Origin of the sequence: Sediminibacillus sp. JSM 1682029 (genome assembly GCF_041366435.1) — a bacterium.
Lineage (GTDB): Bacteria > Bacillota > Bacilli > Bacillales > Amphibacillaceae > Sediminibacillus > Sediminibacillus terrae.
Genome location: NZ_JBEWYY010000007.1, coordinates 61,659 through 88,096, shown reverse-complemented (window position 1 = coordinate 88,096; position 26,438 = coordinate 61,659). Strand labels below are relative to the sequence as shown.

The following is a 26,438-nucleotide window of genomic DNA, read 5'->3' as shown; positions in this document are numbered from 1 at the left end:
GAGGTTTTCGACATGGCGAAAAAAGCGCCCGAAATTGAAGATTATAAATATGGGTTCCATGACAAGGATATTTCGATTTTCCGTACGGAAAGAGGCCTGACAAAACGGGTTGTTGAAGAAATTTCCCGTCAAAAAGACGAACCGCAATGGATGCTCGACTTCAGACTGAAAGCTCTCGAGCAATTTTATAAAAAGCCAATGCCTCAGTGGGGCGGCGATTTATCCGAGTTGGATTTCGATGAGATCACGTATTACGTCAAGCCTTCTGAGAAATCCGAACGTTCCTGGGATGAAGTTCCAGAAGAAATCAAAAATACTTTTGATAAATTGGGGATTCCGGAAGCAGAACAGAAGTATCTCGCAGGTGTTTCTGCCCAGTATGAATCAGAAGTTGTTTACCATAGTCTCCAGGAAGACTTGGAAGAAATGGGTATCGTCTTTAAAGACACCGATACCGCATTAAAAGAAAACGAGGACTTGTTCAAGGAGTATTTCGGCAAAGTTATTCCGCCTTCTGACAACAAGTTTGCGGCACTTAACTCTGCCGTGTGGTCCGGTGGTTCCTTTATTTATGTACCGAAAGGTGTAAAAACCGACACACCGCTTCAGGCATATTTCCGGATCAACTCAGAAAATATGGGTCAATTCGAAAGAACCTTGATCATTGTAGACGAGGGCGCATCCGTCCATTACGTAGAGGGATGTACAGCGCCTGTATATACAACGAATTCCCTGCATAGTGCAGTCGTTGAAATCTTTGTTAAAAAAGATGCTTACTGCCGTTACACTACCATTCAAAACTGGGCAAACAATGTTTACAACCTGGTTACGAAGCGTTCGATTTGTGACGAAAATGCTACCATGGAATGGATTGACGGAAACCTTGGTTCGAAGCTGACGATGAAATATCCGGCAGTCATCCTGAAAGGGCAAGGAGCCCGTGGCATGACCTTGTCTATCGCATTGGCAGGGAAAGGTCAGCATCAGGATGCAGGGGCTAAAATGCATCACCTTGCTCCTAACACATCTTCCACCATTGTTTCGAAATCGATATCCAAGCATGGCGGTAAAGTAACTTATCGCGGTATCGTTCAATTCGGACGTAAAGCAGAAGGCGCCCGGGCCAATATCGAATGTGATACGTTGATTATGGACAACAAATCAACTTCCGATACCATCCCGTACAACGAGATTTTGAATGAAAATATTTCGTTGGAGCATGAGGCGAAAGTTTCCAAAGTATCAGAAGAACAATTATTCTATCTGATGAGTCGTGGTATCTCTGAAGAAGAAGCGACAGAAATGATCGTCATGGGCTTCATCGAGCCATTTACGAAAGAACTGCCAATGGAATATGCAGTTGAAATGAACCGCCTGATCAAGTTCGAAATGGAAGGTTCTATTGGATAATTGAATAATTTAATGTAATAATAAAAGGGCCCTGGAATAGGGCCCTTTTTTCATAGAAATACAACATGACGGGTAAAGGATTTTATGATCGATTGATTCTTTGTCCTCGAAATTTCTATAAGGGCCATCCCTTCCATTTACCCCTTTTACAGAAGAGTGACATCGGGTAAACATAAGGGTATAGCAAACCGGAATTGGACTAGTTCCTTGCAACGGTCCGGTATTCTGCCGGATTATCATACATAACTTTAACAGATAGAAGGGAATCAGACTGTGGTTTACGTTTTAAGTGTTTTAATCGGTTTTTTAACAGCTTTTGTCGGGAGTATCGCTGGTTTGGGAGGAGGGATCATTCTTGTTCCGAGCTTGTTGCTGCTCAGTCAGCTGCTAGATAGTTTCAGTTGGGCGGCACCGCAAAATATTGTCGGCATTTCGTTGCTGGTGATGGTTTTTACCGGACTATCTTCCAGCATATCCTATATGAAGAAAGGCAGAGTCGATTATCGCAGCGGCAGGATTTTCTTATCCGGCGCGATTCCAGGCGGCATTCTTGGCTCATGGCTCAATCAGTTTGTCTCGGAGGACGCTTTTTCCTTATACTTGGGAATATTGATGCTGTTATTATCAGCTATGTTTTTTATCAAAAAGAAAGAACCTATCGTGAGTCAGCCGGTCCACAGCAAGGGTATAGTCAGAACCGTCCTCATCGATGGGGAAAAGTTTTCTTATACGTATTCGATGGCTGCTGCAGTATCCATCGCTTTTGCTGTTGGTGTGTTGTCAGGAATGCTTGGAATCGGAGGCGGATCCTTGATCGTTCCGGCAATGATTCTTCTATTCGGTTTCCCGCCGCATATCGCCACGGCTACTTCGATGTTCATGATTTTGTTTTTAAGCTTGATTAGTTCTTCGACTCATATTGTGTTGGGGCATGTACCTTGGCAGTATGTGTGGCTGTTCATTCCTGGTGCCTGGATTGGCGGCACACTTGGTGCAAAGGTCAATCAGTTGCTTAAAGGGAAAACGGTGGAATGGATACTCAGGATATTGTTGGTGGTAATCGGTTTTCGATTAATTTTACAAGGTATTGGATAGGAGACTTTAAGATGGAAGAGAAGATTTTCCTTTATTATACAAATGACTTACACAGTCACTTTGAGAACTTGCCGCAAATCATTGGTCACTTCAATGAGGAAAAAGAAGCGAGAGAACGTAACGGCCAGTCATACTGGATGATTGATATCGGCGATCATGTCGATCGCTCCCATCCAATCGCAGAAGCAATGAAGGGAAAAGCCAATGTGCAGTTATTGAACGATGCAGGTTATCAGTTCGCCACCTTGGGAAACAACGAAGGGATCACGCTCGATCATGATGATTTATTCCATCTATATGATCAGGCCGACTTTCAATTATTGTGTGCAAATCTTATCAGTCTGGATGGACTGCAGCCGGACTGGTTGAAGCCAATCTCCTATGTCACTACGGAAACGGGCGTACGGATCGGCTTTATTGGACTGACTGCACCGTTCAATGATTTCTATCATTTACTGGGATGGAGTGTCGCCAATCCTTTTTCCGTCATCGAAGAGTATCTTCCTCAGCTGGAAAAACAAGCAGACATCATTGTGCTCCTTTCCCATCTGGGTATCACTGATGATGAGGAAATAGCCAGGCGATACCCGCAAATCGATGTCATTATCGGAGGACATACTCATCACCTATTCCGTGATGGAGAGTATATAAATGAAACATTGCTTACTGCGGCAGGTAAACATGGTAAGTATGTAGGAGAAGTGATTTTGACGTGGAATCATGTACAGCGGAAACTGATTCGAAAAGAAGCTTACGCGAGCAGTACAGAATATTTTCCAAAGGATGAAGAGACGGAGCAAAAACTGATGGCATATCAAGATCAGGCGAATGACTTACTCGGGGAAACAGTGACGACTTTGGAGAAACCACTGGAATTTGGCTGGTTCAAAGAAACCTTTATCATGAAACAGCTAGTCGAGACGTTGAAGGAGTGGACGGGGGCAGACTGTGCCATGTTGAATGCCGGACTTCTGCTGGATAGATTTGAGCAAGGGGATGTGACCTACGGGGATATTCACCGGATTTGCCCTCATCCAATCAATCCTTGTCTCGTCACGTTGCAAGGAGATGAATTGCTGGAAGTCATAAGGGCTTCTTTCACCAAGCAGTTTACGGAATTGAAATTGCAAGGTTTCGGTTTTCGCGGTGAAATAATCGGCCGAATGGTCTTTGGCGGTGCAATCGTGAAAACGAGCAAGCTGGCAGATGGCCAAGAACGGGTCGATTATGTAGAAGTAAACGGCAAGCCTCTGGATGTGGATGAACAGTACAAAGTGGCAACCGCCGATACGTTTACCTTCGGACGGTTGCTTCCGGAAATCGCAAGAGCGGAGAACAAGCAGTTTTTCATGCCTGAATTTTTGCGTGACTTATTGGCCGATACGTTAAGGAAAAAAGTAGCTTCTGAATGACACATATGCTCCTGATATCCATATAGTATGGTGAAGGGAGTGTGGCCATCTTATGATTTCCATCAAGCCTGTGTTTATCGAGGATATTCCTTTTACGGCAATCCGCGTGGAATTGCCAAAGACCAATCTGTTGATTGTTTCGAATGATACCGGGTATATTATGTGCGGCGCTCTTGACGTCGACTTGTTAAGCGAGAAGCTGGCAGAACGAAAAGTGATAGCTGCCCGGGCTGTAGGGGTCAAAACAATTGAACAATTGCTTGAAGCTCCACTGGAGAAAGTGACGAATGCTTCCAGGGAAAAAGGCTGGCAGGAAGGAATGACAGGAAAAGAAGCTCTGTTGAAAATCGCAGAGCTGGATGAAAGAAAAAAATAGACAAATTCCTACAAATTTAGTTTGATTTCTCCTATAAATCCTCTATACTCGATATAGAGGATTTTCTTGTTGTCTATACAAGGGAATCAACTGTTTCATTCTAAATGGTGCGGTTAGGAGATAGATATGAGAATTGCAGCAACCAAGTCAATTGAACCCGGAACAAAGCTTGCTAAAGCAGTATATAACGAAAACGGACAAATATTGCTTCAAGAAGATGTCAGTCTTACACAACGGATGTTGAAAAGACTGCTGAAATATAACATTACATACGTACACATAAAAGATTCGTTGACGGAGGATATCGACATTTCACCTCCGATTCCCGAAAAGCTGCGAATGGAAGCCTATCAAACGATCAAGCATTCTTTTTCAGCTATTCAAAGCCAGGGTCTCGGAGAAAACTCGTTTGTATTCGAGAAAGCGGGCAATGAAATGACGGATATGGTTGGAAGTCTCTTGGATGAGATTCAACATGCGGACCAGGTCATTTCCATCTTGTCGGATGTATTCCTGACCGATAACTATGTGTTTTCCCATTCACTTAATGTGACAATATATTCCCTGGCTTTGGCTACAGAGCTTGGAATGCCGCGTTCGAAAATGGAGGAAATAGGTCTTGGGGCAATGCTTCATGATGTGGGCAAGATGTTCATTCCGCAGGAAATCTTGCAAAAGCAAGGAAAGCTTTCTGACACCGAGTTTGAAATCATTAAAGGGCACACGGATATCGGCTTCGAATTCCTGCGAAATAATCAGAACATCCCATTGCTCGCAGCTCACTGTGCCTTCCAACATCATGAACGATTGAACGGAACGGGATACCCCCGCGGGCTTACGGAAAGTGACATCCATCCGCATGCCAAATTGATCGGCATAGCGGACGTATTCGATGCCATTACCAGCAACAGGGTGTATCGTGAAGCTATGCTTCCACATGAAGGGCTGGAAGTCCTATATGCTGGAGCCGGAGACCTGTTCGATCGAGAACTGGTGGAGGCCTTTCGCCGGACTATCGCAGTTTATCCAACAGGATTGATGGTCGAACTCAGCGATGGAAGAGCCGGAATCGTTGCAAAACAAAACCAACAGCTTTGTGAACGGCCGGTGATCCGTATCCTGGAGGAAGACGGCAACGCAGTAACGGTTCCATATGAGATCGATCTTGCTGAACATTTGAACCTGATGGTAACCTCTTGTTTTGCAGCGGATTTGGCAAAAAGTTAATGCAGTATAAAATTCTAACCTCCTGCTAAAAAGCATATGTTTTTTTGAGGGGGTATTTATTTTGAGAAAAAACAGGAATTTCAAGGGCCGTATGGCACCGCCTCCGTTTCGTCATGTGTTCGTGGTTACAATCGTCTTTTTTACAATATCTTCTTTGGTCAGTATTTTGATAATCAACCGCGGGCTTGAGCCTACGCTTATGGATATTGCGGAAACTAGGGCTCGGCAATATGCCAGAATGGCGATTAATGAAGCAGTGAGCAAAAAAATTGCCGATGATTTGGAATACGATGAATTGATCCAGGAAAAGGTCGATAATGAAGGGAATGCGGTTTCGGTAGGATGGAATTCCGTTGTAACCAATCGTGTGGTACGGAATACCACCAACCGGGTGCAAAATTTTTTAAAGCTGTTGGAAAAAGGACAGGTTCCGGACCCGGGAAGCACGCTTGATGTGGAGCTGGAACCAGAAGAGAAGCCTTCCATCGAATCGGTCAAAGAAGAACCGACATTGATTCAAATCCCAGTCGGCCAAGCGCTGGGAATCCCGTTGTTGGCAAATTTGGGGCCTGAAATCCCTGTCAATATAGAAGTGATTGGCGATGTTCAGTCGGAACCAGTGATGGAACGTGAAGAACTGGGGATCAATAATGTATATTTCGCTCTGTATGTAGAAATGGAAGTCAGTCTGCGAGTGGTTGTTCCGTTCCAAACCAAAACGACACAAATCAGTTCGAAGATAAAAATCGATGATCGGGTGGTCAGCTTCGATGTTCCATATTATTATAACGGAAATGGCGGCGGAGAATCGCCGCAGCTCTCGATTCCGATGGAACCCTTGCAATAGCAGCCAGCCACTGGTACAATATACGAGGAATTGAATAGCGAGACCTTATCAGATCGGTGAGGTAGAGGTGCAGACAGGATGAGTATCCTTTTGGAGGATGATAACTGGGAAGAATGGTGAAAGGCCTGTTTGCCGAAGTATGAGGGAGTGTCAACCCCTTATTGCTGGTATTATCTCGAACAGGGATAGTACTGTCATGTCTGGAAAGAATAGCATGAAGGGCTACTGATCGAAATGGAGGATAACAGAATTGCTTATAGAAGCAGTGATAGGTTATTTTCTATCACTGCTTCTTTCTGTTTAAAGACACATTTCTTGTTGGCGAATTTATCATAATCCGCAAGTCGAAGGGGGGCAGGCTGCACCCGGCTTTTTCCTTTCGGACAACCCGATCGGCCGGATGCCCTCTGACTTACCGTGCGTGAGACCAGACAGGTTTTCCTCATTTTTTTCTTCAGCATGTCAATCCATTCATTTCCATAACCAAACAGTAATGGAGGTACAACATGGAAGGAACAATTTATTCATTGATTCCTGCCCTGCTGATGCTTGTGCTTGTACTGGCCACAAGAAAAGTATTGTTGTCATTAGGGGCAGGTGTATTGATCGGAGCTTTCATGCTTCATGATTTTTCGATTTCGCAAACTGCCGGAGAAATCTGGCTTGTTTTCCGAAACATCTTTTACGCGGATGGCGCGTTAAACACCGGGAACTTATATTTATTGATATTCTTGCTATTGTTAGGAATTGTCACAGCTTTTTTGACCGCTTCAGGTGGAAGCAGGGCTTTCGGTGAATGGGCGATCCGTAAAATAAAAACAAGAAAAGGGGCTCAGTTGATGCCTGCTGTATTGGGGGTCATCATTTTTATCGATGATTACTTCAACAGTCTGGCTGTAGGTCAAATCGCTCGTCCGTTGACGGACCGTCATCATATTTCCCGTGCGAAGCTCGCTTATTTTATCGATTCGACTTCTGCTCCGATAACGGTAATCTCGCCGATATCAAGTTGGGGAGCTTATATTATCGGTACATTAGGCAGTATATTGGCAGCCAATGAAATAACCGACTATGGGCCACTGCAAGCGTTTGTCGCAATGATTCCATTGAATATGTACGCTTTTGCGGCCCTTTTGCTGGTGTTTTTGACGGCTTTGTTGAAGGTGGATATCGGTTTGATGAAAACCCATGAAAACCGGGCCATGGAAACCGGAGAACTGACGGACCCGGAGCGGGGAGAGATTGCAGGCGACTTGGAACAAAGCTTTGCAGCCAATGAAAGCGGAAGAATCTACCACCTCATCATACCGATTCTTTTATTGATCGCCGGTACAGTCGCATTCATGATCGGAACCGGCATGGACAACACGGATGGTCCGGCAGATGTGTTGGACGTATTCGCCAATACGGACGTCAACCTGTCTCTGTTTTGGGGAGGGCTTATAGCGGCTCTAGGTGCAGCAATCCTATACAGTGTGCAGGACTCATCGAAAACGAAAATTGGCAAAGTATTCCTGGAGGGAATCAAAGCGATGCTTCCTGCCATCTACATTTTAGTTTTGGCATGGATGATCGGTTCGATCATAGATAGTCTGGCGACTGGCGAGTACTTGGCAAACCTCGTGCAGCAAACCTCTTTGAATTCAGCATTCCTGCCATTTTTGATTTTCATTGTAGCTGGCTTCATGGCATTGGCTACAGGAACATCCTGGGGAACCTTTGGCATCATGCTGCCGATCGCAGCAGAAATTGCGGCACTTACAGATGGGCAACTTGTCCTTCCGGCTATGGCTGCAGTGTTGGCCGGGTCTGTGTTCGGCGACCATTGTTCACCGATTTCCGATACATCGATTCTCTCTTCTACCGGTGCAGGCTCCAACCATATTGATCATGTCCTGACCCAGTTGCCTTATGCATTCATCGCGGCAACAGCATCAGTTATCGGATATTTGATTCTTGGGATAACAGGCCAGACCTGGATTGCATTATTGCTTACTTTGGTGCTTATCATGATTACAGCAATCCTGATACACAAAGCAAACGGAAAAAGCAGTCAACACAAGTGAATGAGCAAAGAAGTTGAAATAAAAAAAGCATAGAACCAAAATCAAAACCGAACGGTGTAATCGTTCGGTTTTGCTGTGCATTCACTGTAAGAATACAAACCGATTTAACCTTCTCTTGTGAACTGTGCACTATCCGGCAAGGCATTTTGCTTTCTGCAGTGCAAGGTTCATCACGCTTTCCAGCTGAGCTTGCACACCTTGCTACCGTCGATTGGCTGTCTTCGGTAATAGAAATATCATACCTTTTCTTACTTGTCATATTCTTACAGGAAAAAGGGCCCAGAACCTTTCTCCTAAATCTTCCTTTGACATTCTGGTTTTGTCTACTATATAATACAATCATAAATATCAGAAAAAAATAAAAATTTAAAACATTCGTTACACATAGAGGATGTTTTAAAAAAACAGGGGAGGTACAAACATGGAAAATCGATCACAATGGGGAACACGATTAGGTTTTCTGCTGGCAGCGATGGGATCTGCAATTGGTTTGGGAAATATTTGGCGATTCCCGGCTACAGCATACGAAAACGGAGGGGGCGCATTTTTTCTTCCATATTTATTTGCACTGTTGACTGCCGGAATTCCGCTATTGATTTTGGAATACACCATCGGCCATAAATTTCGGGGTTCTGCTCCGCGTTCTTATGGGAAAATCAGTAAAGGGATGGAATGGATTGGCTGGTGGCAGGTAGCTGTATCGTTTGTCATTTCTACTTATTACCCGGTTATCATTGCTTGGGCAATTATGTATGCTTATTTTTCTTTCGGGCAACAATGGGGTGGAGATGCTACAGCATTTTTTGTCGGAGACTACCTGCAATTAGGCGATCCAGGAAGCTTCGGAGCGATGGTGCCGAGCGTATTGCTGCCATTGATTGCCGTGTGGGCTGTCGCTTTATTTTTCTTGGGCCGAGGGGTCAAAAAAGGGATAGAGGTAGCAAACAAGATTTTCATTCCCACGTTGGCGGTCATTTTTGTGATCATTGTTATCAGAGCAGTGACACTAGACGGGGCGATGGAAGGGTTGGATGCTTTCTTCAAACCGAACTGGTCGGCAATTGCCGATGGGCAGGTATGGGTTGCAGCCTATGGCCAAATATTCTTTAGTTTGTCGATCGCTTTTGCAATCATGATTACGTATGCTTCTTATTTACCGAAAAAGTCTGATATTACCAACAATGCATTTATCACCGGTTTCGCCAATTCATCTTTCGAGCTATTGGCTGGTATCGGAGTATTTGCCGCATTAGGCTTTATGGCAGTCCAGTCCGGTCAGGAAGTATCGGAGGTAGTGACTGGCGGAGTCGGCCTTGCGTTTATGGTTTTTCCGGAAATCATCAGCCAGATGCCGGGAGCTGGATTTTTCGGATTCTTGTTCTTTGCGTCGCTTGTGCTGGCAGGTTTGTCTTCGTTGATATCCATTTCGGAAACATATATCGCTGGTATTCAGGAGAAATTCAACGTATCACGCGGCAAAGCTGTTTTATTCGGCGGAGGGCTTGCAGCAATTCTTTCATTGGCCTTTGCTACAAAGGACGGTTTGAATTTGCTTGATACGGTCGACCATTTCATCAATAACTACGGAGTAGCCCTTGCTGGTTTGTTCGAAGTAGTGGCCATTGCTTGGTTTGCAAAGTCTTTGAAAGATTTTCAAAGCCACGCCAATTCTGTTTCTGATATCCCGCTAGGGGCTTGGTGGAGAGTATGTCTCGGTGTCATTACTCCTATCGTTTTAGGCTATATGATGCTGCAGAATCTGAGAGGCGAAGTCTCAGAGGCTTATGGCGGTTATCCGATCGATTTCTTGTTCAACTACGGTTGGATAGTAGCTATCGGGGCGATGTTCGCCGGTGCCTTGCTAACCTTGAAAAAATGGCCGGATCGGGCAGCAGAAGTTTCATCAAGCGAATCGGAAGACAAGGAGGTGGCTCAATAATGTCAGGAGGAGCCATAACCATGGCAATCATCGGGGTTGTCGTCATCTGGGGCGGATTGATTGCCAGCATTCTTTATGCAAGGAAAGTTGCGAAAGCGAAATAAATTCATGATAAACCGCCTCACCGACACGGTGAGGCGGTTTTCGTTGTAAAAGAGCAGGGAAAGGGATTTCCGGCTTTTCAGCATTCATCCCAAAAAATCTCAAGGCCCCTAGCGAAGTATGGCTTCTCTAGTGCTTAGCCTTTATACACATTCATTTAGTTTCGGGCGTTTCGTTCCCATTTTTTTAAATGAGGGTATGGATCGAACGACCATTCACTATAGCCGTTGTCTTTATACATCCCGTAATGAAGATGTGGTGGGAATTTTCCGGAAGTGCCGGGTGGCCCATATCCTGTTGCTCCCACTGAACCGATGACCGTCCCTGGTTCCACGACATCGCCGACATTTATCCCTTTCTCGTAACCGTTCAGGTGAGCGAAGTAGTGATAATGGTTATGGATGTCCCGGATCCCGATCCGCCACCCTCCATATTTATTCCAGCCTTTCATTTCTACAACTCCATAAGTGGTTGCTTTCACCGGTACTCCGTAGCCTGCAAATATGTCGGTTCCTTCGTGGATTCTCCTGCCCCCGAAACCACGGGCATCTCCCCATGTATTCCGGTAGCTATAGTTTGCATGCAAGGGGAGGGGGAAATCGGTTTTATCCAAGGTGAGTGTACCGAACTTTTCGTATATTTTTGCAATGCTCATGATCGTTTGCACAGTCAATTCACGTTGGTAATAGTTCCATAGGGAGATTTTGATGTCCTCTTTATTGTTCCCGAATTGATTTATCCAATGGGCCATTGTGTACAAAACATCTTCATCATTGCTTTTTTCGGCCAATCCATCCCCATCTCCGTCACGCCCCCAGCCGTTGGAAACGGCTATCAGCTCTTCTGAAGTAAAGCCGGGATTGCTGACTCCGAACCAGAGCTCGTCCGGGATATCGATCGAAGTGAGTCGTTCCGCTTTGTCTTCTTCTTTTTGAATATTATGTTCATACTGATCAATTGCAGCAAAGTAATACCAAGGGATATGTGTAATGGCTTGTGTCTTTTTGAAAAGCGCCATTTTTGTCTGTTTTTCATCTGGTACCTTTTCTTCAGCTATTACAGAAGAAGAGAAGAACAAAAAGAAAAATGACAATGCGGCAAAGCAAGTTGTTTTTGATTTCAAGGTTATTCACCCCCCGGTTCTAAGTTTTCTGGTATTAGTGTGCACGAGTAATCCGGAAAAACAATTGGAAACTTATACATCCTCGAGGAGTTCACAAAGCAAAGGATGCTCCAAAGCCATTGTTGGAACATCCCTGTCTGTTTCCGTTTTATTCTGTCATGGCATCGTCATCCCGGTCCTTTACATCGGCTTCTGGCCAGCCCTCTCCTTGCGGGGCTTCTTTCATGCTTTCCATGATACTGCGGAGTGTATTCTCATAGTCGTCGTCTAGCGTCGAAGAATTTTTCAAGCTTTGGATTTCTTGAAAGGATACATCCTTGTCAGACACGATGATATCGTAGTATCCGGGCATTAAAGACATTGCAGTTTTTTTTGCTATGGATGCTGCTTTTTCTCGTTCCATGTTTTCCGGTCTGTGATAGGCGATAAGCACTTCATCGTCGGTTACAAGTGTTGCAGCTTCCTCAAAACCGTCATAGCGAAGAATCATTCTGGTGATGGTATCGGCCATTTTATTCCGGTCGATGCTGACCATTTGTCTGCTTTCTTCATCACTGTCAAGTTCATCTTTTTTATATCGTACATAACCAAGCTTCGAGGTGACGTCATTCTCATCCATCGTGCCGGTCCCTTGCTCATTATCGGCTTCCGTACCGTTTAAGGAACGGTCCACTTCTGGATCGGCCCCTCTGTTCCCAGTGGCGCATCCGGAAGCCATAAGGAGAGCAGCCAGCAGCAATGGGAAACTTCTTCGTTTATTCATCATGAGTACCCTCCTGACTTTTGATTGTTGTTCCCCCTTGTTTTAGTTTGTTGATTTTCTTTCGGTTTCATGCTGGGAAAAAACGGAGATGTATTTCTACAAGAAAAAATGTGGTACACTATTAACAGGCTTAAGGAGTGGATGTCATGATCGAAATAGAGGGCAAAAATTACGAAGTAGTAGAGAATGTGAAGGATGGCTTCCAGGAAGAAGCGATAAAACAACGATTCAGTGATATTTTAAGCAAATATGATTTTATAGTCGGCGATTGGGGCTATGAACAGCTCCGTTTGAAAGGATTTTATGATAACCAGAATCCCAAAGCGGGTTTTGATTCAAAGATAAGTACGCTCGATGATTATCTATATGAGTATTGCAATTTTGGCTGTGCCTATTTTGTCATGAAACGCATTGACCAGTAAAGCGCGAATAGAGCCGCGGAAGAACTATTCCTGTTCTTCCTGCGGCTCTACGTCACCTTTATGGTCATGAGGCGGATGTGCAGGTCCCACCTGTCTTGGCAAATCATCATGAAAATCTTTGTCCGGGAAGTTGAATGCACTATGAAACCGCTGTTCTTCATGCCAAGGAGTGCTTTTATTTTCCACTGGTTCGGATTTGTTGATAGGTGATCCATAAGCACCTTCGGGGACTTCTTCTGCTGCCAGGAAGTTTCTCCTGTCCTCGACGGTAGAGACATCAGAATACTTCTGCTTTTTTCGCTGCTTTTTTTTCATCTACTGTTCCTCCCTTATGGATAGCTTGGCAAAAGGGAGAGGTGAATATACGAAAAGAATTGCTCCAGAAACTTCCTGCTTTCCTCAATCAAGCACTTCGGTTAGAAAACGTCTCAGTTCCTCCGCTCGCACTTCCGTGAGGTGAAACTCATGTTCGAGGTTTCCTTCTTTGGCCGCGTCTTCTTTATCCATTATAGTAAAGCGGTTTCCGCTCAGATCGATTACCATTGTTTTTCCCTGATATTGTTCAGAATGAACAAGTGCCAGATCAAACCGCTGATGGTTCGATTTAAAGCTGATAAAACGGGTTTTTACTTCCTGGATTTCATCTTTAATGATCATTCGTTCTTCCGCCAATGTTATTCCTCCTAATAAGAATGCGTTTGTGTCTCTGTACATCATAGCAAAGTTCCTTTTGCTTTTAAACCACTGCCTGTATGGATATAGTTATGGTATGATAAGGACAAAATCGATTAGTTGTCGGGAGGGACAAGTCATTGTATTTTGTAGACAGAAGTATTATTGAACGTCATTTATTATATATGGATGGATTGATGACCGAATTCGACCAACATACTTACGATTCATTTTTGGAAAAACTCAGTTTGGAGAGAATGACACATATGGTGATTGAATCGATGCTCGATGTTGGCAACATGGTCATTGATGGTTTTATTATGCGTGATCCAGGTAGTTTTTTCGATATCATCGACATTCTGGTGGATGAAACAGTGTTGCCTGCAGAGGAAGCAGACGGGTATAAGCAAGTGATCGAATTGAGAAAGATGCTGGTAAAGGATTATTTGAACATCGACCATGAAGAGATTTTACGGGTGATTAAGACGAATTATGCTTCGATTGAAATGTTCAGTTCCAGGATCAATGATTTTCTTGATAATGAAACGGATGTGGCCAATACATTTTCGGGCAATTGATACGAGTTCGATGAAAATCCTTGCCAAATGGCGGGGTTTTTTCCATTGGACCGACAGCAATGGAAACTGAACAAAAGGAAGGACAGGTGAGGAACTACCATGAAAAACTATCAGGCTTATTTGATCGATTTGGATGGCACCATGTATAAAGGGATGCAGTGCATAGAAGATGCTCCGGCTTTCATAGCAAAAGTAAAAGAAAGAAACCTGCCACATCTGTTTTTGACGAATAATTCTTCCTTGACCCAGCGACAGATAGCAGACAAATTGAATGGCATGGGAATAGCTGCCGAGGAAGGCGAAGTGTTTACTTCGAGCATGGCGACTGCGGCCTATATCCGGCAGGAGAACCCCGATGCCACCGTTTTTGCCATTGGAGAAGGAGGATTGATGGCAGCGTTGGAGCAGGAAGGACTCACCCTGTCCGGTGAAAATGCTGATTATGTGGTTATCGGTATCGACCGGGATATCAATTATGAAAAACTGGCAAAAGCTTGCTTGAATGTTCGCGAGGGGGCACAGTTCATCTCTACCAACGGGGACATAGCCATTCCGACAGAACGTGGCCTTGTACCAGGAAACGGAGCGATCACTTCCGTGGTCTCCACGAGTACTGGTAAGCTTCCGCTTGTCATCGGAAAGCCCGAGAGCGGGATAATGGAGCAGGCATTAAAAGAGCTGGGCGCATCACGAGATGACACGCTAATGGTCGGAGATAATTATGACACAGATATTTTGGCAGGAATGAATGCAGGTCTTGATACGTTGATGGTGTTCACCGGGTTGACATCAGAGGAACAATTGAAAGGATATGCGGAACAACCGACTTATACGGTGCAAACGTTGAAAGATTGGCTGGACAAGCTGTAAGAACAAAGAAAAGCCCAAGCGACCCTGACATTTGTTAAAATGAGGAACCTCGATCCAAGGTGGGAAAGGGTAGGCCCCTTCGTTAGAAACAGGAAGTCCTCCAGCCGCCCGCGTAAAGCACATGGTATTTCCGCCGAATGAATGCAGGAGGTTAGCTTGTCGCTGTTTTTGTCCATTTGGTGGCCGTATATAACCGAGCAGTGAACCCATATAAAAAGACGCTTGAACAATGTGTTCAGGCGTCTTTCTCTATCTAATCGATATCTTTTTCGTCGTTCGCACTATGTGCCAGCCTGCTTGATGCAGCTGCAGCAATGGCGCCCACGATGTCATCCAGGAATGTGTGGCATTCTCCAGTGGATTTATCATTCAATTTTTTTAAAATACCCGGCTTTTGTTTGTCGATATAACCATAGTTTGTAAAACCGATGGAGCCATACACATTCACAATAGAAAAAGCGATGATTTCATCTACACCATACAAACTTTCGTCAATTTCGATTGTATGCTGAAGCGGCTCTTCCAACTTTTTTTGCTCGGCAAGCACATCCAGCTGGATGCCTGTCAGGATGGCGTTTTGAATTTCCCGCTTGCTTAGCACCCGGTCTACATGGTGCTTACATTGCTCCAAGGTAAGATTTTCATGATATTTATTTTGTAAGTAATAAACAAGATCGGCAATGTCATCCATGGTAACTCCACGATCGACGAGCCATGACCTTGCCTTTTGTTCTAGTGCGGATTTTTTTGTATTATTCTCCATAGCAAGACACCTAACCTTATAATTATTTCTACTCCTTACTATACCCTAAGCCAGCATCGATAAATCAAAAACAAGGTTCGAATTTGTTCTGAGTCTTCATATGCTGAACTAAAAGCAAAAAGGAGAGAGTGATCCATGCTGGAACTTCTATCCGAATATACCGACGGCTTTCAGGGCAGTGAAGTGACACTAGATGGGGTGAAAGGCTACCGTCAGGAAAAGGATTGTTTCTTTATTATACCAAAGTCAGCAAGTGATAAGCGGTATTTCGAACAAAAAGCAGTTGGCGAGTACTTTTTTCAAAATGGGTTTTCTCGTCTGGCAGTTCCCATTGTGAATAAGCAGGGCGATCTGTTCACCGAATATGGCGGTCAACCTTACGTTGTATTGTATGCAAACCTGTCCGAAGATCGGGAATATACAGACCATGGCGCTGATTTGGCTATGTTCCATCAACTTGGCAGAAATTATCCTTACCAGCCGTCAGAGGCTGTTGCCTACGGACAATGGAAACAGTTATGGATCAGCAAACTGGCGTTGTTTGATTCCATTTTCCAGCAGCAGTATAACGAACGGCCGGTGTCCCGATTTCAACGATTGTTCATCGATACATACCCGTATGTGAGCGGGTGTGCGGAAAATGCCCTTCAATATTTGCAGGAGGCAGAGTCCGAACAGCATTTTGACGATGGGGATGGGGGCTGCTTCACCTTTCAACGATATGGGGGACAAGTGAAAGGACAAACGATTTGGCCGGATGAAATTGTTTATGATCATGCCGCAAGGGACATTGCCGAGCAGATCCGCATGATGCTGTTGCAACCAGATTCAGGGTTTTACCGCGTAGAACAATTTCTTTCCGAATATCAGGCTGTCAAGCCGCTTTCCATCTTCGGCTGGCGATTGGTTTATGCTCGATTGCTGCTGCCAATTCATTTGTTCGATTATATCGAAACAGGAATATCGAGTCGCGACCCCGAATTCACTTATAAGGGATACGCAGAGCTGTTGGAGAATCAACCGGAATACGAGCAGAAAATGAGAACTTTTTTTGCCGATCTGGGCCTCGATGCAAAAGCATTGCATATCCCTGTATTAGATTGGTAAGAAAGGATGTAACTATTATGATCAAACCATATCTCTATGTGACCCGTAAACTACCGGAAGAAATTATCTCACCTTTTCAGCGTCACTTTGATATCCAGATGTGGCCGTATGAGGAGAAACCGGTTAATCGAGAAACGTTGGAAAAAGAAACCAAACGTGCTGATGCCATACTCACCATGCTCTCAGATCCAATGGGCGGTTCGCTGCTTGAGCAGGCTGAGAACTTGAAAATTGTCGCAAATCTCGCTGTCGGGTACGACAATATCGATATTGCTGCTGCCCGTAAATTGGGAATCACTGTTAGTAATACCCCTGATGTATTGACGGAGACTACCGCAGATTTAACCTTTGCTTTGCTGCTGGCAACGGCGCGAAGAATTGTGGAAGCCGACAGCTTCATCAAGCAGGGGTTATGGAAGAATTGGGCACCTTTCTTGATGGCCGGTACAGATGTTCATCATAAAACATTGGGAATCATCGGCATGGGAAGAATCGGAGAAGCAGTCGCACGCAGAGCCCAGGGCTTTTCTATGAATGTTCTTTACCATAATCGTACAAGGAAACTTCAAGCAGAAGAAGCACTCGGGGTCCATTATGCAGAGTTCGACCGCCTTCTAGAGAAGGCTGATTATGTTGTTTGCCTGGCACCTTTAACAGACGAGACCAGGTATATGTTCGACAAGGAATCATTTTCCAAGATGAAAAAGACTGCTGTCTTTATCAATGCTTCCCGTGGGAAAAATGTAGATGAGAAAGCATTGTATCAGGCATTGATCCAGGAAGAAATAGCTGGTGCTGGCCTGGATGTTTTTGAAGATGAACCGATTGATTCCACACATCCATTATTAACGCTGCAACAGGTAACTTGTCTTCCGCATATAGGTTCGGCAACAACTGAAACAAGAAAGAGAATGATTGAGTTGTGTCTGGAAAATATCGAACGGGTGCTAAGTGGGGAGAAAGCGAAAACACCGGTATCCTGACAGATAGGACCTGCTGTGCAGATTGGTGCTATTAAAGTGATTATTTTCTTAACATTCAAAAACCTCCTTGCTAAACAAGATGGAGACAGGTATAATGTCCTCTATAGATAAACAGATGTATATTTATAACATACACGAGGAGGCGGAATAATGACGGGGAAAATCAGCATCGGTCTGTGCGGCCTCGGCACAGTCGGCACAGGAGTTATCAAAATTCTGCAAAACCACCAGGAAGAAATCAAGTATAAGCTCGGTTGTGAACTGGAAGTAAAGAAAATTCTGGTACATACGCTGGAAAAGGCTAGAAATATTGAAGTGAATGCTGGTGTGTTGACGACAGAACCGGATGACTTGGTCAGTGATCAGGAAATCGATATTATCATCGAAGTCATGGGAGGAATCGAGTCTACTTACGAACTGCTTGAAAAGGCATTGCATCATAAAAAACATATCATTACTGCCAATAAAGATTTGATGGCTGTATATGGACAAAAACTCCACAAAATAGCGAAAGCAAATGATTGTGATATTTTCTATGAAGCAAGCGTGGCAGGAGGTATTCCGATTCTCCGCTCGTTGACAGACGGACTCGCTTCCGACCGGATTCAAAAGATGATGGGAATCGTCAATGGCACTACTAATTATATTTTGACCAAGATGACCGACGAACAGCGAACTTTCACCGATGTCCTGAAAGAAGCGCAGGAACTCGGGTTTGCAGAGTCCGACCCTACAGCAGATGTAGAGGGGCTGGATGCTGCTCGTAAAATGGCGCTCTTGGCGAATTTGGCTTTTAAGATGGATATTCACTTAGACGATGTTGCGGTGACCGGAATTACATCGATATCTCAGGAAGATATCGTGTTTGCCAAACGGTTGGGTTATGTTGTAAAGCTTATCGGGATTGCGTCTATGGGCGAAGGGAAGGTAGAGGTAAGCGTCGAACCTACATTGCTGCCACAGGACCATCCGTTGGCTCTTGTGAAAAATGAATACAATGCTGTTTATGTACATGGGGAAGCAGTCGGTGAAACCATGTTTTATGGTCCAGGGGCAGGCAGTATGCCGACAGCAACATCCGTGGTTTCCGACTTAATGGAAGCTGTAAAGAACATTAGGCTGGGCATTAGCGGCAATTCGTATATCACACCCCAGTTCACAACAAAGTTAAAGAACGATTCCGAAAAACATTCCCGCTATTTTGTCAGGCTGGAGGCGGATGACCAAGCAGGAACTTTTCAGGAATTGACCAATGTATTTACAGATCAGAATATCAGTTTTGCAAAAATACTGCAGCTTCCTGGAAGTGCAGAAAACACAGCGGAAATCGTGATGGTCACCCATCATACAAGTAAACAACAGCTGATGAACAGTTTAGAGAGCCTGAACAACCTGGATGTTGTAAAACGGCTTATTAGTTATTATCGAGTAGATGGGGAGGAATGAACATGGCTTGGCAGGGATTGTTAAAGCAGTATCAGGATTTTTTGCCGGTAAATGCAAACACGCCCAGTGTGAGTTTGCAAGAGGGGAATACGCCGCTGATTAAGCTGGAAAAATTATCGGAACAGTTGTCTGTGCAAGTGTATGCCAAAGTGGAAGGAGCGAATCCTACCGGTTCCTTTAAGGATCGGGGCATGGTGCTGGCTATTGCAAAAGCGGTGGAAGAAGGAGCGAATGCCGTCATTTGCGCATCGACCGGAAACACAAGTGCATCTGCTGCAGCCTTTGCCTCAAGAGCTGGTTTAAAGTGCATCGTCGTTATTCCGGAAGGGAAAATTGCGCAGGGGAAGCTTGCACAGGCTGTGATGTATGGGGCGGAAGTGTTTTCGATTGAAGGAAATTTTGATGACGCGCTTAAGGCGGTAAGGCAAATAAGCAAGGAACAAAATGTCACGCTGGTGAATTCGGTGAACCCTTATCGGATAGAAGGGCAAAAAACCGCCGCCTTTGAAGTTTGTGAAGAGCTTGGAAAAGCTCCGGATTACTTATTTATACCTGTTGGAAATGCAGGGAATATCACGGCCTACTGGAAAGGATTCAAAGAATTTAATGAAAGACATCGATCCGGTCTTCCAAAAATGATGGGGTATGAAGCAAGTGGAGCGGCTGCAATCGTTCATGACCGCGTATTCGAAAAACCGGAAACCGTAGGAACTGCAATCAGAATCGGCAATCCGGCCAGTTGGAAGGGCGCAGTACAAGCACGTAACGAATCAGGTGGCGCAATTGACGAAGTAACAGATGAAGAAATGATCGCTGCTTATCAATGGCTCGCTGCCAATGAAGGGATTTTTGCAGAACCTGCATCCTGTGCCTCGGTGGCCGGCTTGTTCAAAGCCGACAGAAACAACCAGCTGGAAAAGGGATCGACCATTGTGACAGTTTTGACCGGAAATGGTTTGAAAGACCCCGACACTGCTATTGATTATAGCACCATCAAACCAAAGGTGCTTCCGAATGATCAGGAAAAAATTGCAGGGGAAATCAGAGGCCGTGTCCTTGTATGAATTTCACCGTCAAAATTCCATGCAGTACCTCTAATTTAGGTGCAGGTTTCGATTCGATCGGTTTGGCCCTGAATCTGTATTTGGAACTGGAGGCAAATAAGTCCGATGCATGGGAATTCATTCCCCTTTCGAAGACGTTGCAGGACCTCCCTTCGGGGAAAGACAATTTCATCTATCAGATTGCTGATAAGGTGGCCCGAAAGTATGGTTTTGCACAGTTACCTCCATGCCAAGTGAAAGTAAAGAGCGAGATTCCGCTTGCCAGAGGACTCGGCAGCAGTGCGACTGCCACTTTGGCCGGGATAGAGCTGGCCAGTCAGCTGCTTGATTTGCAGTTGAAAACAGAAGAAAAGCTGGCTATTGCTACAGCTATCGAAGGGCATCCAGATAATGTAGCCCCTTCTCTGCTCGGGGGATGCGTGATTGGGCATTATCAAGAGGAAGTAAACTGTGTTCAGCTCCCGTTTGAAAATGTATCACTAATCGCAATGATTCCTGAATTTGAGTTGAAAACAAAAGCTGCGCGGGCAGTACTGCCCAAAGAGCTCTCCTTTCAGACAAGTGTCCATGCCAGCAGTATAGCAAATGTCAGTGTGGCAGCCATTTGCCAGCAAAATTGGCCGCTGCTCGGCAGTTTGATGAAAAAGGATTTGTTCCATCAGCCTTACCGAAAAAAACTTGTACCGCATTTTGAACAACTACAGACTTACTTGCAAGGAGAGGTCTATGGCTTGTTCATAAGTGGTGCGGGCCCCACTGTCATAGCCTTGGCAGAAAAAGACGTACCGGAATCACTGCTAGCTGAATGGCAGAACAACTTCCAAACCTGCCATTGGATGAAACTCCAAGTAGACACAAATGGCATGGAGGTAAGAAAAGCGAAAACGCCTTGAACAGCGACGTATAAACTGGACTGCGCCGTCGGAGATAAAGGAAACACGGAGCGAAAGCGACGATGTTGACTTTCACCCAAGGGGGTATAAGGGCGACTAAACCTCTGGTTACACCAATCGGCAAGTCTTCTTTATCGCACAGAGGCAAAGGAAGTTTACTAGTCGATAGGCGTTGTAGCTAGACAAAGAAAAGCGAAAACGCCTTGAACAGCGACGTATAAACTGCGCCCCCGCATCGGGGATGGTTCGATGTTGCCGCGCAATGCGGGATGGGTTAAATGGAACAAATAAAAAACGAAGGTGCTGTGATACGGTCAGCTGCCTTCGTTTTTTTATAAGAGGTGTTTATTTTGTATTCTCATTTTGTAGAAGTTTTTAAAATACTTGTTCGATTTCCGTTACACCTGGTACTTCGGCCATGAGAGCCCGTTCGATTCCAGCCTTAAGCGTAATTGTCGAACTTGGACAATTGCCGCACGCTCCCATTAGGCGAAGACGTACAATGCCTTCATCTACATCAACCAACTCAACATCCCCGCCATCACGCAATAAAAATGGACGCAGTTTGTTCAACACTTCTTGTACTTGTTCTTGCATCATCCATCTTCTCCTTTCCTGATTACATTTCTTATTATAGATGGTTTTAAGCAAAAAATCTATCATTAATGATTTTGATTCTCAATTAGGTGTGTTTATCATTATTTTATTATTTAAAGTTGAATTTGTAAAATAAACTTTTAAATTTATGTATAATGGCAAGGAAAGGATATTGCTGTTGTTTTTGAAAGTGGCTTTTCTTTATGCAATTGTCTTCTTAGCAGGGGGCAGGGGAGTAACCGCGTTTTCAGGAAAGTGCGGGGAGCCTCAAGGCTTTCATCACCGGGTATAGCCAGCCGAAAATGAAAGCTTTCCATCAATAACAGTTATTATTGATGGATAACAGTGATTTCTTGGAAAAACGCTTATATAAAGGCAATATAGCCGCAAGGGAGGGGCAGCGATTGAGTGATCAATCTGTTAAGTTAACCGTGTATGGAGCGAATCAGATTTGCGCCAGTTGTGTTAACGCACCAGGTTCAAGAGAAACCTATGAATGGTTGCAAGCAGCCATTGCACGGAAATATCAGGACGCTTCCATTGAATACGAATATATAGACATTTTCCAGCCTTCTGACAAGGAAGAACAGGAGGCGTTTTCCAGGCGGGTGCGAAATGAAGAATTTTTTTACCCTGTTGTGTTGATAAACGGCAAAGTGGTGGACGAAGGAAATCCACGTTTGAAAAAAGTTTTTCAGGCTCTGGAGGCACACGGAATACAGTGAAGATGAAAAATAGACTTATCGAAAGACAATTGTTTGGACAGGCCGCCCTGTGGTACGATTAGTATTCAATGAGGATGGACCTTTTTGTGCACATTGCTTGGCATGCAAAAGGCAGGACTCCACATAACAGACCATGGGTTTGGTCAGGGAAGAAGGTAGAAATATTTGTTGAATCCAACTATCGAATTTTGTATTAACAATATAGTGAGCGGTTCGCAGAAAGCAAAGGAAGAGCTTGATAAAGACCCTGACTTAGATGTCATAGAATATGGTTGTACAAGCTTTTGCGGGCTTTGTTCTCAGTTTTTGGTTGCGATTGTAAATGGGGAACCGGTAACTGCTGGTAGTCCAGAAGAATTAGTGGACAATGTTTATCAGTATCTTGAGGAAAATCCCATGCTATAAATAGAGCCATCCTGCTTGCTGGTGATGGCATAACAGTTACTTCGTGAGGCTAGGTGATCAAGGTGGAAATACCTTATACAAAGATGCACGGATTGGGCAATAGTTATATATTTTTGAATTTATTTTCTTTTTCTGTGGAAGAATCAATATTAGTCGATTTGGCTCGGAAAGTATCCGATGTAAATACCGGAATAGGTTCAGATGGGTTGATTTTGATTCATCCAACCGCTGCAGCAGACGTGGGCATGCGTATTTTCAATAAAGATGGATCGGAAGGTAAAAACTGCGGAAATGGCCTTCGCTGTGTCGCGAAATACGCATTTGAGAATAACCTGGTAAATAAAACGCAGTTTGTTATTGAGACCCGTGCCGGTAATGTAACAGCTGAGGTCTTTCTTGATGGAGATACCGTCGAGGAAGTGACGGTTGATATGGGCAAGCCGATTTTAAATAGACAGGCAATTCCAATGCTTGGAAATGACGACACAGTGATTTCGGAAGTATTCGAAGTGAATCATCATCTTTTAGAATTAACGGCCGTTTCTATGGGGAATCCTCATGCAGTTTTTTTTGTGGAAGACATCAATGATGCCCCGCTGTATGATCTCGGCCCGTTGATTACGAACGACGATCGGTTTCCCGAAGGAGTCAACGTGGAATTCATCGAGATGATTTCCGAAACCGAAATGCATTTTCGGGTATGGGAAAGAGGATCGGGGGTCACCCAGGCTTGTGGAACAGGTGCCTGTGCAGCTGCCGTGGCTAGTATTCTGAATGGGTATGCCCAGAAGGATACGGAAGTTTGTGTCCATCTAAGCGGGGGAGATTTGTTTATCAAATGGGCTGGAGATGGCCGCGTCTGGATGCGGGGCAAAGCAGAAACAACGACAACAGGAACCTTTTATTGGAAGCGTTAATGTTGATGTATTCCCGCTTCCTTAGTATACTAAAGAAGACGAATTGACTATAAGTCTTTATCATAAAGCAAGAGGGAAGACGGAAATTTAGGAGGGCTTTGTATGACCATCAATATTACGGACAATGCAAGTCTGCAGATCAAAGAAATGATGAAAGAAGAGGAATCTTCCGACGTTCGCCTCCGTTTTGGCGTGAAAGGCGGCGGCTGCAGTGGTTTATCTTACTCCATGGGGTTCGATGAAGAAGTTAATTCGGAGCTGGATAAAGTCGAGGAAAGCAATGGCATTCCTTTGATTATCAGCCAACAAGACATCCCGATTATCGAAGGGACGACAATTGATTTTAAACAAAACATGATGGGCGGCGGATTCACCATCGATAACCCAAACGCCATCGTTTCTTGTGGCTGTGGTTCATCTTTCAAAACAGCGACAAATGCCGGTACGCCAGATCCGGATTGCTGATCAAAAATCACAAAAAAACAAGAGCTTGGGACAAAAGCATAGCGACCAATGTAAAAACCGAACGATGAATTCGTTCGGTTTTTGTCTTATGAATAGCACTCCACTCCGGCAAGGTATTTCGCTTTCCGAGGATACGGCTTCAGCTAACTTGGCAAAGAAAAGCACTTTGCCAAGTGGATCTTCAGCTCGCGCTCCTCCCGCAGGAGTCTACGCACCTTGCCTCCGTTGAATGAAGATGGTTTCTCTTCTGGCGTGATTTCCGTCTTGTCTATTGCTGCTTCGAATAGAAAGCTAAACCGCATGGAAGCGAGGAGTATTTTCCTTCCTATGCTGTTGATCTGCTCTTCCAATTTCTGAAGAATAACGAATCTTCCCCTGCTGATTTTTCGTCTTCGTCTCTATTTAGAAACCTAAAGTCAATAGAAGAATACGGTTTTGTTTATTTTTCTTGGTATGTAGAAATCAAGACCACGAAAACGTAGCAGAGGCAAGATACGGAGACCCCAACGGGAACAGCATGAGCTGAAAATCCCGCAAGAAAGCGGTTGGTGCTTTCGGAGGAAGTTGAAGCCGTGCCCGTGGAACGCGTAGAATCTTGCCGTAGCGCTGCGAAGCACCGATCAAACAACAGGAAAAAAGAAGTTTTTTGAACATACGAGGAAAAACCGAACGAATTTGATTGACACTTCGAATTCGCTCGGTTTTTGCTTTGGTGTCCATGTGTTTGTCCCGGCCACTTTGTTTATCGTTAAATTATACTACATGTAACGACCTTGTTCCGGGACTGCGATGGTGTCAAAATTGTCGACGAGTTTTTGCAGTTCCTGGGCGAGAAAATCTCCTGTCATTGGAATCCCGTGGCCTGTCGCAGCCAGGAGAGGTCCCAGCTCGTTGAGTTTGAAGACGGATTGCTTTGCGGCATCCCAGTCCGTTGTTAAATATCTAGGAGGACCGCTGATTTCTTGTTTTTGTGTCATTACGTTATACAACGATTCTTGTTTGACTGTGACAAAGGCATCACCGGCAATTAAAGAACGATCCTCTTCACGGAACAGGGAAACATGTCCTTTGGTATGCCCTGGTGTATGAATCCATTCCCATCCCTGCATGCCAGGAACCGAGTGGTCATCGGGAAGCGGTTTGACATACTCGGAAATGTCGATACTATGGTTTGGAAACATCGGCGACATTTTGGCGACCAATCCGCCGTCGACGGAAGCATCGGGTTCTGGATAAGATTCTTTGCCAGTCAAGTATGGCAACTCATCCTTATGGGCATACACAGGTACCGGCCATTTTTCGAGCAGCTCGACAATCGCTCCGACATGGTCAAAATGTCCATGAGTGAGGATAATGGCTTCCGGTTTGGCATCCTTTCCAAATCGATTTTCTGCCGCATCTATGATTTTATCGGCTGAACGTGGCATTCCGGCATCGATGATTGTCCATCTATCGCCAGGATGTCCATAAAAATACATATTGACGACTTGAATCGGGAAGCAATAAAGGTCGGTCAGAAGCTCTTTACCAACCCCGCTGGCAACCGAAGTGGCCGGAATGAGTCTATCTTCAAATTCATTTTCCATGTACAAGCACCTCCATTGGCATATTCCATTCGTATTATCCCCGCAAGCAGCCATCCTATCAGCAGCCAGTGGAAGACTTACTTATAGTTGTATACCAACGCCATCCTGTCTCTAAACAAAAAGCTGGTTAAGGGGAGGGAAGTTTGCTTTAATTAACCGTCTTGAAATTTGTTGTTAGCTATATTTTACCCTTTTGATAGAAACTGCGACATGGTTTGAATTTGTCTTCCCAACTTCTTCCACTCGTTGAGTGGGAGTTCGACGCTGCGAAAATACCCTGCGCTTTCCGCGGGCGGCTGGTGAGCTTCCTCGAGCTGACGCTCTGCGGGATCTCACCGAGGCCTTTCCTCCCGCAGGACAAGGAAGGCTGCGGCAGCGATGCATCGCACGAAGAAAATTGTTTTGTATTTTCGAGGAGTCTCCAGGTATTTTCTTCGCTAGGAACAGCGTTCTGTTTAGAAACGCGTGTACTCGCATTTTTTTCATAATACTTCATGCACCGTATCATCAAAGGAGATAGCTGGGAAAACAAGGCAGAAAGTTCAAGAGAAGGAGCAAATACAGAATTCCAACTTTCTTTTTATG

Annotated in this window: 28 protein-coding genes and 1 riboswitch; of the genes, 21 read left to right on the top strand and 7 right to left on the bottom strand. The window is 44.7% G+C overall.

Annotation, left to right across the window (positions count from 1 at the left end; translation table 11 throughout):
- Positions 1-12: 12 nt before the first annotated feature.
- From sufB to ABVF09_RS12930, 9 genes are all read left to right on the top strand, one after another.
- Positions 13-1,410 (top strand): Fe-S cluster assembly protein SufB, encoded by a 1,398-nt coding sequence (sufB, locus tag ABVF09_RS12970; RefSeq protein ID WP_026569563.1) that lies wholly within the window; start codon positions 13-15, stop codon positions 1,408-1,410.
- Positions 1,411-1,683: 273 nt separating this feature from the next.
- Positions 1,684-2,505, top strand: a complete 822-nt coding sequence (locus ABVF09_RS12965) for a sulfite exporter TauE/SafE family protein (RefSeq protein ID WP_371069366.1) — start codon at positions 1,684-1,686, stop codon at positions 2,503-2,505.
- Between the two features lie 11 nt (positions 2,506-2,516).
- A complete protein-coding gene (locus tag ABVF09_RS12960; protein WP_153465290.1) occupies positions 2,517-3,917 on the top strand; it encodes a bifunctional metallophosphatase/5'-nucleotidase in 1,401 nt (466 codons plus the stop codon).
- Between the two features lie 52 nt (positions 3,918-3,969).
- Positions 3,970-4,293: a YunC family protein gene (locus ABVF09_RS12955; protein WP_371069365.1), complete on the top strand. Its 324-nt coding sequence runs from the start codon at positions 3,970-3,972 to the stop codon at positions 4,291-4,293.
- 126 nt (positions 4,294-4,419) lie between these two features.
- Positions 4,420-5,520, top strand: coding sequence for an HD-GYP domain-containing protein (locus tag ABVF09_RS12950; RefSeq protein WP_026569567.1), 1,101 nt, complete (start codon positions 4,420-4,422; stop codon positions 5,518-5,520).
- Between the two features lie 61 nt (positions 5,521-5,581).
- Positions 5,582-6,367, top strand: coding sequence for a sporulation protein YunB (yunB, locus tag ABVF09_RS12945; RefSeq protein WP_051382219.1), 786 nt, complete (start codon positions 5,582-5,584; stop codon positions 6,365-6,367).
- 54 nt (positions 6,368-6,421) lie between these two features.
- Positions 6,422-6,600, top strand: a riboswitch (Lysine riboswitch).
- A 273-nt stretch (positions 6,601-6,873) separates the two neighbouring features.
- Positions 6,874-8,433 (top strand): Na+/H+ antiporter NhaC family protein, encoded by a 1,560-nt coding sequence (locus ABVF09_RS12940; protein ID WP_371069364.1) that lies wholly within the window; start codon positions 6,874-6,876, stop codon positions 8,431-8,433.
- Between the two features lie 421 nt (positions 8,434-8,854).
- Positions 8,855-10,372, top strand: a complete 1,518-nt coding sequence (locus ABVF09_RS12935; RefSeq protein ID WP_026569570.1) for a sodium-dependent transporter — start codon at positions 8,855-8,857, stop codon at positions 10,370-10,372.
- Complete coding sequence (locus ABVF09_RS12930) at positions 10,372-10,476, top strand: methionine/alanine import family NSS transporter small subunit (RefSeq protein ID WP_152525584.1); 105 nt, start codon at positions 10,372-10,374, stop codon at positions 10,474-10,476. Before ABVF09_RS12935 ends, ABVF09_RS12930 begins: the two co-directional genes overlap by 1 nt.
- A gap of 155 nt (positions 10,477-10,631) precedes the next feature.
- Here ABVF09_RS12930 and ABVF09_RS12925 read toward each other — a convergent pair whose 3' ends face one another.
- Together ABVF09_RS12925 and ABVF09_RS12920 are read right to left on the bottom strand one after the other, a co-directional pair.
- On the bottom strand, positions 10,632-11,597 hold the full coding sequence (locus tag ABVF09_RS12925; RefSeq protein ID WP_371069363.1) for a M23 family metallopeptidase: 966 nt from the start codon (positions 11,595-11,597) through the stop codon (positions 10,632-10,634).
- A 148-nt stretch (positions 11,598-11,745) separates the two neighbouring features.
- Positions 11,746-12,360 (bottom strand): YhcN/YlaJ family sporulation lipoprotein, encoded by a 615-nt coding sequence (locus ABVF09_RS12920; protein ID WP_026569572.1) that lies wholly within the window; start codon positions 12,358-12,360, stop codon positions 11,746-11,748.
- Positions 12,361-12,506: 146 nt separating this feature from the next.
- Here ABVF09_RS12920 and ABVF09_RS12915 point away from each other — a divergent pair, with 146 nt between their 5' ends.
- The gene (locus ABVF09_RS12915) at positions 12,507-12,782 is read left to right on the top strand and encodes a YutD family protein (protein ID WP_026569573.1); all 276 of its coding nucleotides are present in this window, start codon (positions 12,507-12,509) and stop codon (positions 12,780-12,782) included.
- 24 nt (positions 12,783-12,806) lie between these two features.
- Here ABVF09_RS12915 and ABVF09_RS12910 read toward each other — a convergent pair whose 3' ends face one another.
- Together ABVF09_RS12910 and ABVF09_RS12905 are read right to left on the bottom strand one after the other, a co-directional pair.
- Positions 12,807-13,097 (bottom strand): hypothetical protein, encoded by a 291-nt coding sequence (locus ABVF09_RS12910; protein WP_026569574.1) that lies wholly within the window; start codon positions 13,095-13,097, stop codon positions 12,807-12,809.
- 84 nt (positions 13,098-13,181) lie between these two features.
- Positions 13,182-13,454: a DUF3055 domain-containing protein gene (locus ABVF09_RS12905; protein WP_026569575.1), complete on the bottom strand. Its 273-nt coding sequence runs from the start codon at positions 13,452-13,454 to the stop codon at positions 13,182-13,184.
- Between the two features lie 140 nt (positions 13,455-13,594).
- Here ABVF09_RS12905 and ABVF09_RS12900 point away from each other — a divergent pair, with 140 nt between their 5' ends.
- A complete protein-coding gene (locus tag ABVF09_RS12900; protein ID WP_153465285.1) occupies positions 13,595-14,032 on the top strand; it encodes a DUF86 domain-containing protein in 438 nt (145 codons plus the stop codon).
- Between the two features lie 99 nt (positions 14,033-14,131).
- A complete protein-coding gene (locus ABVF09_RS12895; RefSeq protein ID WP_026569577.1) occupies positions 14,132-14,902 on the top strand; it encodes a TIGR01457 family HAD-type hydrolase in 771 nt (256 codons plus the stop codon).
- Positions 14,903-15,155: 253 nt separating this feature from the next.
- Here the strand turns inward: ABVF09_RS12895 and ABVF09_RS12890 are convergent, their stop codons facing one another.
- Complete coding sequence (locus ABVF09_RS12890; protein ID WP_026569578.1) at positions 15,156-15,665, bottom strand: phosphatidylglycerophosphatase A family protein; 510 nt, start codon at positions 15,663-15,665, stop codon at positions 15,156-15,158.
- 135 nt (positions 15,666-15,800) lie between these two features.
- Between ABVF09_RS12890 and ABVF09_RS12885 the strand changes: the two genes are divergently transcribed.
- From ABVF09_RS12885 to thrB, 5 genes are all read left to right on the top strand, one after another.
- Positions 15,801-16,772, top strand: coding sequence for a protein kinase family protein (locus tag ABVF09_RS12885; RefSeq protein ID WP_051390391.1), 972 nt, complete (start codon positions 15,801-15,803; stop codon positions 16,770-16,772).
- 17 nt (positions 16,773-16,789) lie between these two features.
- Positions 16,790-17,755: a 2-hydroxyacid dehydrogenase gene (locus ABVF09_RS12880; RefSeq protein ID WP_153465283.1), complete on the top strand. Its 966-nt coding sequence runs from the start codon at positions 16,790-16,792 to the stop codon at positions 17,753-17,755.
- Positions 17,756-17,905: 150 nt separating this feature from the next.
- Complete coding sequence (locus tag ABVF09_RS12875) at positions 17,906-19,201, top strand: homoserine dehydrogenase (protein WP_026569580.1); 1,296 nt, start codon at positions 17,906-17,908, stop codon at positions 19,199-19,201.
- A gap of 2 nt (positions 19,202-19,203) precedes the next feature.
- On the top strand, positions 19,204-20,265 hold the full coding sequence (gene thrC, locus ABVF09_RS12870; protein ID WP_026569581.1) for a threonine synthase: 1,062 nt from the start codon (positions 19,204-19,206) through the stop codon (positions 20,263-20,265).
- Complete coding sequence (thrB, locus tag ABVF09_RS12865; RefSeq protein WP_153465281.1) at positions 20,262-21,158, top strand: homoserine kinase; 897 nt, start codon at positions 20,262-20,264, stop codon at positions 21,156-21,158. The genes thrC and thrB overlap by 4 nt, the downstream gene beginning before the upstream one ends.
- Positions 21,159-21,533: 375 nt before the next feature.
- On the opposite strand, the gene ABVF09_RS12860 is transcribed toward thrB, so the two are convergent.
- On the bottom strand, positions 21,534-21,755 hold the full coding sequence (locus ABVF09_RS12860) for a NifU family protein (protein WP_026569583.1): 222 nt from the start codon (positions 21,753-21,755) through the stop codon (positions 21,534-21,536).
- Positions 21,756-22,159: 404 nt separating this feature from the next.
- On the opposite strand from ABVF09_RS12860, the gene ABVF09_RS12855 reads away from it, so the two are divergent.
- The 4 genes from ABVF09_RS12855 (at position 22,160) to ABVF09_RS12840 (ending at position 24,267) form a co-directional block, all read left to right on the top strand.
- A complete protein-coding gene (locus tag ABVF09_RS12855; RefSeq protein ID WP_237648714.1) occupies positions 22,160-22,480 on the top strand; it encodes a YuzD family protein in 321 nt (106 codons plus the stop codon).
- Positions 22,481-22,648: 168 nt separating this feature from the next.
- Positions 22,649-22,885 (top strand): YuzB family protein, encoded by a 237-nt coding sequence (locus tag ABVF09_RS12850; RefSeq protein WP_026569585.1) that lies wholly within the window; start codon positions 22,649-22,651, stop codon positions 22,883-22,885.
- 62 nt (positions 22,886-22,947) lie between these two features.
- Complete coding sequence (gene dapF, locus ABVF09_RS12845; protein ID WP_026569586.1) at positions 22,948-23,802, top strand: diaminopimelate epimerase; 855 nt, start codon at positions 22,948-22,950, stop codon at positions 23,800-23,802.
- Between the two features lie 102 nt (positions 23,803-23,904).
- The gene (locus ABVF09_RS12840) at positions 23,905-24,267 is read left to right on the top strand and encodes a HesB/IscA family protein (protein WP_153465277.1); all 363 of its coding nucleotides are present in this window, start codon (positions 23,905-23,907) and stop codon (positions 24,265-24,267) included.
- Between the two features lie 758 nt (positions 24,268-25,025).
- On the opposite strand, the gene ABVF09_RS12835 is transcribed toward ABVF09_RS12840, so the two are convergent.
- On the bottom strand, positions 25,026-25,853 hold the full coding sequence (locus ABVF09_RS12835; protein WP_153465275.1) for an MBL fold metallo-hydrolase: 828 nt from the start codon (positions 25,851-25,853) through the stop codon (positions 25,026-25,028).
- Positions 25,854-26,438 lie beyond the last annotated feature (585 nt).